At 76.3% G+C, this 10,614-nt stretch carries 4 protein-coding genes and 4 pseudogenes; all 8 read left to right on the forward strand.

All coding sequences use genetic code 11. The features are described 5' to 3' along the window. On the forward strand, positions 1–3,003 hold a 3,003-nt coding region (locus JM949_RS28950), incomplete at its 5' end, for a type I polyketide synthase (RefSeq protein ID WP_456320242.1). Next, the gene (locus JM949_RS28955; protein WP_238434076.1) at positions 2,961–3,731 is read left to right on the forward strand and encodes a polyketide synthase dehydratase domain-containing protein; all 771 of its coding nucleotides are present in this window, start codon (positions 2,961–2,963) and stop codon (positions 3,729–3,731) included. The genes JM949_RS28950 and JM949_RS28955, both read left to right, overlap by 43 nt. Before the next feature lie 167 nt (positions 3,732–3,898). After that, a pseudogene (locus tag JM949_RS39990) lies at positions 3,899–4,468 on the forward strand (SpnB-like Rossmann fold domain-containing protein); the annotation flags it as partial. A 386-nt stretch (positions 4,469–4,854) separates the two neighbouring features. Further along, positions 4,855–5,100: pseudogene (locus tag JM949_RS39995) on the forward strand (hypothetical protein); the annotation flags it as partial. 81 nt (positions 5,101–5,181) lie between these two features. Next, positions 5,182–8,656: pseudogene (locus JM949_RS40000) on the forward strand (type I polyketide synthase); the annotation flags it as partial. A 192-nt stretch (positions 8,657–8,848) separates the two neighbouring features. Beyond that, positions 8,849–9,766 (forward strand): annotated as a pseudogene (locus tag JM949_RS40005) (polyketide synthase dehydratase domain-containing protein); the annotation flags it as partial. After that, a complete protein-coding gene (locus JM949_RS28985; RefSeq protein ID WP_203151346.1) occupies positions 9,685–10,047 on the forward strand; it encodes a SpnB-like Rossmann fold domain-containing protein in 363 nt (120 codons plus the stop codon). The pseudogene JM949_RS40005 and the gene JM949_RS28985, both read left to right, overlap by 82 nt. After that, positions 10,047–10,614 (forward strand): SDR family NAD(P)-dependent oxidoreductase (locus JM949_RS28990; protein ID WP_309232371.1); only part of this gene is annotated, 568 nt, incomplete at its 3' end. The genes JM949_RS28985 and JM949_RS28990, both read left to right, overlap by 1 nt.

A 10,614-nucleotide genomic window follows, 5' to 3' on the forward strand; every position in this document is an offset into this window, starting at 1 on the left:
CGCCGTCCGTCGCGACCGGACCGGCGGGCCACGGCAGGTACCGGACGGGACCGTCGCCGACCCGCTCGCCCTGGTCCGCCAGCACGTCGCGGCGGTGCTGCGGCACGCCGCCCCGGGTGCCATCGACCCCGGCCTCGCCTTCCGCGACCTGGGGTTCGACTCGCTCACCGCGGTGGAGCTGCGCAACCGGTTGGCCGCCGCGACCGGGCTGACCCTGCCCGCCACGCTCGTCTTCGACCACCCGACGGCCAACGCGCTCGCCGCCCACCTCACCGACCGCCTGGCCGCCGGGCCGCCACCGGCCCGGCCACGCCGGTGACCCCGACGTCCGCCGACGAGCCGATCGCCGTCGTCGCGATGGGCTGCCGCTACCCGGGCGGCGTCACCACCCCTGACGACCTGTGGCGGCTGCTGGCCGACGGCGTCGACGCCACCACCGACTTCCCCGAGGACCGGGGCTGGGACGTCACCTCCCTGTACCACCCCGACCCCGAGCACCCGGGCACCTCGTACACCCGTCGGGGCGGTTTCCTTGACGACGTGGGCCGATTCGACGCCGGGTTCTTCGGCATCAGCCCCCGCGAAGCCCTCGCCATGGACCCGCAGCAACGCATTCTGCTGGAGCTGTGCTGGGAGGTCTTCGAGCGGGCCGGCATCGATCCCACCGGCGTACGCGGCAGCCGGACCGGCGTCTTCGCGGGGGTCATGTACCACGACTACGCGAGCCGACTGCCGCACGTCTCCCCCGAGCTGGAGGGCTTCCTCGGCACCGGCGGATCGAGCAGCGTGGTGTCCGGCCGGGTCGCCTACACGTTCGGCCTGGAAGGGCCCGCCGTCACGATCGACACGGCCTGCTCGTCGTCGCTCGTCGCGGTGCACCTGGCCGCCCAGGCGCTCCGTCGGGGCGAGTGCGACACCGCCCTGGCCGGCGGCGTCACGGTGCTGGCGACACCGCGGCTGTTCACCGAGTTCAGCCGGCAGCGGGGCCTGTCGCCGGACGGCCGCTGCCGCTCCTTCTCGGCCGACGCGGACGGCGCCGGCTTCGCCGAGGGCGCCGGCGTGCTGCTGTTGGCCCGGCTCTCCGACGCCCGCCGACTCGGCTACCCGGTGGTCGCCGTGCTGCGCGGCAGCGCGGTCAACTCCGACGGCGCGAGCAACGGTCTCACCGCCCCGAGCGGGCCCGCCCAGGAACGGGTGATCCGGGCGGCGCTCGCCGACGCCCGGCTGGAGCCCGATGACGTCGACGCGGTCGAGGCGCACGGCACCGGCACCACCCTCGGCGACCCGATCGAGGCGCAGGCGGTGCTCGCCGCGTACGGCGCGGGACGGAACCGTCCCCTGTGGCTCGGCTCGCTGAAGTCGAACCTCGGGCACACCCAGGCCGCCGCCGGTGTCGGCGGGATCATCAAGATGGCCCTGGCCATGCGGCACGCCACGCTGCCCCGCACCCTGCACGCCACCGAGCCCTCGCCCCACGTGGACTGGTCGGCCGGCCCGGTGCGGCTGCTCACCGAACCGGTCGAGTGGCGGACCGGGACGCGCCGGGCGGGAGTCTCGTCGTTCGGCGTCAGCGGCACCAACGCGCACGTCATCCTGGAACAGCCGCCGGAGCCGGCGGCGATCCCCGACGAACCGGGCGGCGAGGTGCTGCCGTTCGTTCTGTCGGCCCGCGGCGAGGCCGCGCTGCACGCTCAGGCGGAGCGGCTGGCCTCGGCGGTCAGCGCACCGGACGCCCCGCCGCTGCGGGACGTGGCGCACACTCTCGCCGGACGGGCCGCGCTGCCCTACCGGACGGTCGCCGTCGCCGCCGACCGGGACTCGCTGGTCCGCCGCCTCGGCGAGCTGGCGACCGCGCCGGCCACCGCCGCGACGACCCGCCGCGCCGTCTTCGTCTTCCCCGGTCAGGGTTCCCAGTGGACCGGGATGGGCCTGGAGCTGTGGGACGCCTCGCCGGTCTTCGCCGAGCAGATGCGGGCGTGCGACGACGCGTTGCGTCCGCACACCGGCTGGCCGTTGCGGGAGGCGCTGGCGGGCCCGCTGGACCGGGTCGACGTGGTGCAGCCCGCGTTGTTCGCGGTGCTGGTGTCGCTGGCGGCGGTGTGGCGCTCGTACGGCGTGCGGCCGTCGGCCGTGGTGGGTCACTCGCAGGGCGAGATCGCCGCCGCGTACGTCGCCGGTGCCCTGTCGTTGCCGGACGCGGCACGGGTGGTGGCGTTGCGCAGCCGGTGCCTGGCCGGCCTCACCGGCCGGGGCGGGATGGTGTCGGTGTCGCTGCCGGTCGCCGAGGTCACCGCGCGGTTCGGCGGCGAGGTGTCGATCGCAGCGGTCAACGGCCCCCGGTCGACAGTGGTCTCCGGTGCGGTGGACGTCCTCGACCGGCTGCTGGCCGCGTGCGCCGCCGACGAGATCCACGCCCGCCGGATCCCGGTCGACTACGCCTCCCACTCACCCGAGATGGCAGCCGTCCGCGACGAACTGCTCGCCGCGCTGGCCGACCTCACCCCGCAGGCCGGCGCGGTGCCGCTGCACTCCACGGTCACCGGCGGGCCGGTCGACCCGGCCGGACTGGACGCCGGGTACTGGTACCGCAACCTGCGCGAGACGGTGCTCTTCGGGCCGGTCGTGCAGGACCTGGCCGACGCCGAGCCGACAGTGTTCGTCGAGATCAGCCCGCACCCGGTCCTGCTGCCGGTGCTGCCGGACGACGCCCTCGGAACCGGCTCGCTGCGCCGCGACGACGGCGGCCCGCAGCGGCTGCTCGACTCCCTGGCGACGGCGTACGCCCACGGGCTCACCGTCGACTGGCGCTCGGCGCACCCGGGACCCGCCGGCCGGCTCGCCGACCTGCCCACCTACCCGTTCCAGGGTGAGCGGTACTGGTTGACCGGCGCGCGACCGCCGGGAGCGCCGGCCATCCGCTGCTGGAGGCCAGCACCCCGCTGGCCGGCACCGGTGCTCACCTGCTCACCGGCCGGCTCTCCCGGCACCACCACAGGTGGTTGACCGACCACGCCGTCGGCGACACCGTCCTGCTGCCCGGCACGGCGTTCCTCGAACTGGCCCTCGTCGCCGCCGAGCAGACCGGCTGCGCCGGTGTGGACGAGCTGACCCTGGAGGTACCGCTGGCGCTGCCGGCGTCCGGGGGCGTGCCGATCCAGGTTCGGGTCGACGCGGCCGACGAGGACGGACGCCGTCCGATCACAGTGCACGCGCAGGCGGACGCACCGGACGGGCCGTGGCGTCGGCACGCCGCAGGTGTGCTCGCCACCGCCGGCGCGGCGGGGGCGGAGTTGACCGCCTGGCCGCCGGCCGACGCCACCGCCGTCGCGCTCGACGACTTCTACCAGCGCGCCGCCGCCGACGGTTTCCGCTACGGGCCGGCGTTCCAGGGGTTGCGGGCGGCGTGGCGGCGCGGCGACGAGGTCTACGCCGAGGTGGCCCTGCCCGGCTCCGAGCACCCGAACGCCGGCTCGTACCTGGTGCACCCCGCGCTGCTCGACGCGGCGGTGCAGGCGGTGCGCGCCGGCGCGGTGGTGGACGAGACCGTCGTCGACCGCCTGCCGTTCGCGTTCAGCGGTGTCACGGTGCACGCGGCAGGTGCCACCGGTCTGCGGGTACGCCTGCGCCGGGCCGGCGCGACCGGTTCGGCATCGACGTCGCCGACCAGGCGGGCGCGCCGGTCGCCACCGTCGCGGCCCTGGCGCTGCGACCGTTCGCCGCCGCCGACCTGATTGCCGGTCCGACCAGCATCGATGCCCTGCACCGGGTGGTGTGGACCCCGGTGCCGGTCGCGGACGGGTACTCCGGCGCGCCGGTCGTGGACGACCTGGCCGAGGTGCCCGAGCCGGTGCCGCCGGTGGTGGTCGTCGGGCCGCCGTCCGGTGCCACCGTGCGGGAGGTGCTGCGGCACGGCCTCGCGCTGGTGCAGGGCTGGCTCGCCGAGGAACGGTTCGCCGGCTCCCGCCTAGTCCTCACCACCCGCCACGCGGTCGCCACCGGCCCCTGCGAACGACCGGACCCGCTCACCGCGCCGCTCTGGGGGCTGGTCAAGGCCGCCGCCGCCGAGCATCCCGGACGGTTCGGTCTGGCCGACCTGGACGACGACACCGCGCTGCCGCACGCCGTGGCGCGGATCCAGGCCGGCCCCGACGCGGGGGTCGCCGCCCGCGCCGGTGAGGTTCTCGCGCCCCGCCTCGTGCCGACCGCCGCCGAGCCGATCCCGGCGGGACCCTGGCATCTCGACATCACCGAGCCGGGCACCCTGGAGAACCTGCGGCTGGCCGTCGACCCGACGCCGGTCGGCCCGCTGGCCGCCGGTCAGGTCCGCGTCGCCGTCCGGGCCGCGGGCCTCAACTTCCGCGACGTGATGGTCGCGCTGGGCGCCGTGCCCGGTGAGGCTGGCCTGGGCGGCGAGGGCGCCGGTGTCGTGTTGGAGACGGCTCCGGACGTCACCGGCCTGCGCCCCGGCGACCGGGTGTTCGGCCTGCTGCCCGGCTCCTTCGGCCCGGTCTCGGTGACCGACCGTCGGCTGCTCGCCCCCATTCCCGTGGGCTGGTCGTTCGCCGAGGCCGCCACCGCGCCGATCGTCTTCCTCACCGCCTACTACGGCCTGGTCGACCTGGCCCGGATCCGTCCGGGCGAGACGGTCCTGGTGCACGCCGCCGCCGGCGGTGTCGGGATGGCCGCCGTCCAGTTGGCCCAACTGCTCGGCGCCGAGGTGTACGCCACCGCCAGCCCCGCCAAGCACGCGGCCGTCCGGGCACTGGGGGTGCCGGCCGAGCGCATCGCGTCCTCCCGGGATCTCCGCTTCGAGGACCACATTCGGGCGCCACCGGCGGGCGCGGCGTCGACGTCGTGCTCAACAGCCTCGCGTACGAGTTCGCCGACGCCTCGCTGCGGCTGGTCCGTGCCGGTGGCCGCTTCATCGAGATGGGCAAGACCGACATCCGCGACGCGGCCGAGCACCCTCGGCTGCGCTACCGGGCCTTCGACCTCAAGCAGGCCGGACCGGAGCGGACCGGGGAGCTGCTCGACATCCTGCTCACGGCCTTCGCCGCCGGGACGCTGCGCCCGCTGCCGTACACGGCTGTCGACCTGCGCCGGGCCCGCGACGCGTTCCGCCAGCTCAGCCAGGCCCGGCACATCGGAAAGATCGTGCTGACCGTGCCCCGACCGGTCGAGGAGTCGGGCACCGCCCTGGTCACCGGGGCACGCGGCACGCTCGGCGGGATCGTCGCGCGGCACCTGGTGACCGGCTGGGGCGTCCGCCGTCTGCTGCTGCTCAGCCGGGAACCGGCCGACCGCCTGGCAAAGGAGCTGACCGCCCTGGGCGCCGAGGCGACAGTGGTGGCGTGCGACGTCGCCGACCGGGAGGCCGTCGCCGCCGCGCTCGCCCAGATCCCCACCGCCCATCCGCTGCGGATCGTCGTGCACACCGCCGGCGTCCTCGACGACGGGCTGGTCACCGAACTCACCGCCGACCGGCTGGACCGGGTGCTGCGGCCCAAGGTGGACGGTGCCCGGCACCTGCACGACCTCACCCGGGACGCGGACCTCTCCGCGTTCGTGCTCTTCTCCTCGGCCGCCGGGGTGCTGGGCGGGCCGGGGCAGGCCGACTACGGGGCGGCGAACACCTACCTCGACGCGCTGGCCGGTCACCGCCGCACCCTGGCCTGCCGGCCGTGTCGCTGGCCTGGGGCCTGTGGGAGCCGCCCAGCACGATGACCGGTCACCTGGACCGCCACCGGCTGGCCCGCGCCGACGTCAGTCCGCTCTCCGTGGCGGACGGGCTGCGGCTGTTCGACCACGGCAGCGTCGCACCGGACGCGCTGCTCGTGCCGGCCCGCTTCACCACCCGACGCCGGGAGCTACCCCGGGCCGCGGCCGCGCCGACCGGCGATCTCGCCACCCGGTTGGGCCCGCTGACCGGGGCCGAGCGCGCGCGGGTCCTCACCGACCTGATCCGTACCCACGCCGCAGCCGTCCTCGGGCACCCCGGCGCCGAAGGCCTCGACGACCGCCCGTTCAAGAACCTCGGCTTCGACTCGCTCACCGCCCTTGAGCTGCGCAACCGGGTCGCCGCCGCCACCGGGCTGCGACTGCCCGCCACAGTCGTCTTCGACCACCCGAGCCCGGCCCGACTCGCCACCCACCTGGCGACCCTGCTCACCGGCGCGACGGCCGTCGACCCGAACACCGACCGGCGGGCCGGCGCGGAAGCCGGCGGCGCGGACATCGCCATCGTGGCGATGGCCTGTCGCTACCCGGGCGGAGTGGACAGTCCCGAGGCGCTCTGGCGGCTGGTGGCCGAGGGCCGGGACGCGATCACCGGATTCCCCACCGACCGGGGCTGGGACCTGGCCGCGCTCTACCACCCGGATCCCCGCCGGACCGGCACCACCTACACCCGGCAAGGAGGGTTCCTGCACGACGCGGCGCTGTTCGACCCGGGATTCTTCGGCATCAGCCCCCGCGAGGCGGTCGCCATGGACCCGCAGCAACGGCTCTTCCTGGAGCTGGCGTGGGAGGCCTTCGAACGGGCCGGCATCGACCCCACCTCGGCCCGGGGCAGCCGCACCGGCGTCTTCACCGGGTTGATCCCCGGCGGGTACGCCACCCAGGCCGGTGCCGCGCCCGGGGACGTCGAGGGCTACCTCGGGCAGGGCAGTGCCGGCAGCGTCGCCTCCGGCCGGGTGGCGTACACCCTGGGTCTGGAGGGCCCGGCGGTCACCATCGACACCGCCTGCTCGTCGTCGCTCGTCGCGATGCACCTGGCCATCCAGTCGCTGCGGCAGGGCGAGTGCGACGCCGCCCTGGCCGGCGGCGTCACAGTGATGGCCACCCCGGGCGCGTTCGTCGAGTTCAGCCGCCAGCGAGGGCTGGCCCCGGACGGGCGGTGCAAGGCGTTCGGGGCGGACGCGGACGGCACGGCCTGGGCCGAGGGCGCGGGCGTCCTGCTGCTGCGCCGCCTCGCCGACGCCCGCCGTGACGGCCAACCGGTGCTGGCCGTCGTGCGCGGCAGCGCGGTCAACTCCGACGGCGCCAGCAACGGGCTCACCGCCCCCAACGGTCTCGCCCAGCAGCGGGTGATCCGGGAGGCCCTGGCGAACGCCCGGCTGACGCCCGCCGACGTGGACGCCGTCGAGGCGCACGGCACCGGCACCACGCTCGGCGACCCGATCGAGGCGGACGCCATCCTCGCCACCTACGGCGCCGACCGGGCCGAGCCGCTGCTCCTGGGTTCGCTGAAGTCGAACATCGGGCACGCCCAGGCCGCCGCCGGGGTGGGCGGCGTGATCAAGATGGTCCTCGCCCTGCGCCACGGCCTGTTGCCGCGCACGCTGCACGCCGACCGCCCGTCACCGCACGTGGACTGGTCCGCCGGTGCCGTCCGCCTGCTGACCGAGGCGACGCCGTGGCCGGCCGGTGGCCGTCCCCGGCGGGCCGGTGTCTCGTCGTTCGGGGTGAGCGGCACCAACGCGCACGTCGTCGTGGAGGAGGCCCCGGCCGGGCCGCCACCGCCGAGCCCGACCGGGCGCTGCCGGCGCCCTGGCTGCTCTCCGGCCACTCCGAGGCGGCGCTGCGCGCCCAGGCCGCCCGGCTGCGCTCGTTCCTCGACGACGCCGGCGACCTGTCCGCGCTCGGGATCGCGGCCACCCTGGCGACCGGCCGCGCCGCGCTCGAACACCGCGCCGCGGTCGTCTCCCGCGACCCGGCGGTGTTGCGGCGGGGCCTCGACGCGCTCGCCGACGGCGGCACCGCCCCCGGTGTCATCCGACCGGACCGGGCCGGTGGCGACCTCGCCTTCCTCTTCTCCGGCCAGGGCGCGCAGCGGGCCGGGATGGGCCGCGAGTTGGCGGCCACCTTCGGAGTCTTCGCGCGGGTCTGGGACGAGGCGCTGTCGCTGCTGGACGCTGACGTCGTGCGCACCGCCGACGACGAGACCCTGGCCCGCACCGGGCTCGCGCAGCCGGCCCTGTTCGCGTTCGAGGTCGCCATGTGCCGGCTCTGGGAGTCCTGCGGGGTGACCCCCGCCTACCTGCTCGGCCACTCGATCGGCGAACTGGCCGCCGCGCACGTCGCGGGCGCGCTGTCGCTGGGTGACGCCTGCCGCCTGGTGTCGGCCCGGGGCCGATTGATGCAGGCACTGCCGGCCGGCGGCGCGATGGTGGCGATCGAGGCGTCCGAGGCCGAGGTGGCGGGCCTGCCGGTGGCGGCGGTCAACGGCCCGAACTCGGTGGTGATAACCGGGCCCGTCGACCTGGTCGACGAGGCCGCCGACCGGTGGCGCGCCCAGGGACGCCGGGTCCGCCGGCTGAATGTCTCGCACGCCTTCCACTCCGCCGCGATGGAGCCGATGCTCGCGGAGTTCGGCGAGGTGGCCGCCGGGATCAGCTACCAACCACCGCGCATCGCGGTGGTGTCCAACGTGACAGGTGACCTGATCCGCGAGTTCAGCGCCGAGTACTGGGTGCGGCACGTCCGCGAGACCGTCCGCTTCGGCGACGGGATCGACCTGCTGACCGCCCGCGGGGTGGCCACCTTCGTGGAGGTCGGCCCGGACGGCGTGCTGTCCGGGCAGGGCCGCCACGGCCGGTACGTGCCGTCGTCGCGCCGAGACCGCGACGAGGTGGAGACCGTGGTGGCGGCGCTGGCCCGGGCGCACGTGGCCGGTGCGCGGGTGGACTGGACGACGGTGCTGCCGGCCGGCCCGCCGGTGACGTTGCCGACCTACCCCTTCCAACGCGAGCGTTACTGGTTGTCCGCCGCCCCCGCCACCCGCACCGGTCATCCGCTGGTCACCGCCGTCGCGGAGCTCGCCGACGACGGCGGTCTGCTGCTGACCGGCCAGCTGTCGACGACGGACCAGCAGTGGCTCGGCGACCATGTCGTCCAGGGCACTGTCATCGTGCCCGGTGTCGCCCTCGCCGAGCTGGCGCTGCACGCCGCCGACCGGGCCGGTGCCGAGGGTCTCGCCGAGCTGGTCCACGACGCGCCGCTGACGGTGCCGGCCGGCGTCCGGGTCGCCCTGCAACTGCGGGTCGGGCCGGCCGACCCGGACGGCGGGCGGACGTTCGGCATCCACGCCCGCCAGCCCGGCGAGTCGTGGACCCGGCACGCCACCGGCCGGCTAACCGGGACGGCCGACGCGCCCGCCGCGCCGGAGCCGGTGTGGCCTCCGGACGGGGCCGAGCCGATCGACGTGCGCGAGCACTACCAGCGGTTCGCCGACGCCGGCTTCGCGTTGGGCCCGGCCTTCCAGGGACTGCGGGCCGCCTGGCGGCACGGCGGGCACACCTACGCCGAGGTCGTCCTGGCGCAGCCGCAGCACCCCGAGGCCGCCCGCTTCGGCATCCACCCGGCCCTGTTCGACGCCGCCCTGCACGCCGGCGGGCTCACCGCGCTGGCAGCGGGGACCGACGCCGTACGCGGTCGGGTGCCGTTCGCCTGGCGAGGTGTGCGCCTGCACGCTACCGGGGCGACCGCGCTGCGGGTTCGCCTCACCCCGGACCCGTCCGGCGACGGCATGGCGATCGCGATGACCGACCCGGCGGGTGCGCCGGTCGCGGACATCGACCGTCTGGTGACCCGGGCGCTCCCGGCGGCCGGCCCGGATCGACGGGCGGGGGCGCTGTACCAGCTGGAGTGGGTGCCGCTGCCGCCGGCGCCGGCGACGGACCGCCCGTGGCGGTGCACCACGTCGACGACGTACGCGAGGCGCTGGATATCGCGCAGCGCGAACCCGGCGCCCGCCTGGCGTTCGTGACCCGCGACGCGCTGGCGGCCCGGGCCGGCGACCTGGTCGGCGGGCTCGACGCGGCCCCGGTCTGGGGGCTGCTGCGCGCGGCGCAGGCCGAGCAGCCGGGTCGTTTCGTGCTCGCCGACCTCGACGCCGGGGACGCGCCCGGCCCACTCGACCGACTGCTCGCCGCGACCGGTGAGGATCAGTTCGCGATCCGCGACGGTATCGTCCTCGTGCCCCGGCTGACCGCGATGCGAGCGGACGCAGCGGGTCAGCGCCGTGGGACCCGGACGGCACCGTCCTGATCACCGGCGGCCTCGGCGCGCTCGGTGGGCACGTCGCCCGGCACCTCGTCACCCGACACGGCGTGCGTCACCTGCTGCTGGTCAGCCGCTCCGGCGGCGGCAGCGAAATCGCCGCCGAGCTGACCGCGCTCGGCGCCGGGGTGACAGTCGCCGGGTGCGAGGTGGGGGACCGGGCCGCGCTCGCCGCGCTGATCCGTGGCATCGGGCCGGACCGCCCGCTGCGCGGCGTCGTGCACGCCGCCGGCGTGGTGCGGGACGCGGTGCTGGCCAACGTCACCCCCGGGCACCTGGACCGGGTGCTGCGGGCCAAGGTGGACGGTGCTCGGCACCTGCACGAGCTGACCCTCGACCGTCCGCTCACCGCCTTCGTGCTCTTCTCCTCCGCAGCCGCGGTGCTGGGCGCGGCCGGACAGTCCCCCTACGCGGCCGGCAACGCCTACCTCGACGCGCTCGCCGCGCACCGCCGGGCCGCCGGGCTGCCGGGCCACTCCCTCGCCTGGGGGGCGTGGGACGCGCCGGACGGCATGGCCGGCCGCCTCGACGACACCGCCCGGGCCCGGCTCGCGC

The sequence above is a fragment of the Micromonospora tarensis genome (assembly GCF_016803395.1).
Taxonomy (GTDB): Bacteria; Actinomycetota; Actinomycetes; order Mycobacteriales; family Micromonosporaceae; genus Micromonospora; species Micromonospora tarensis.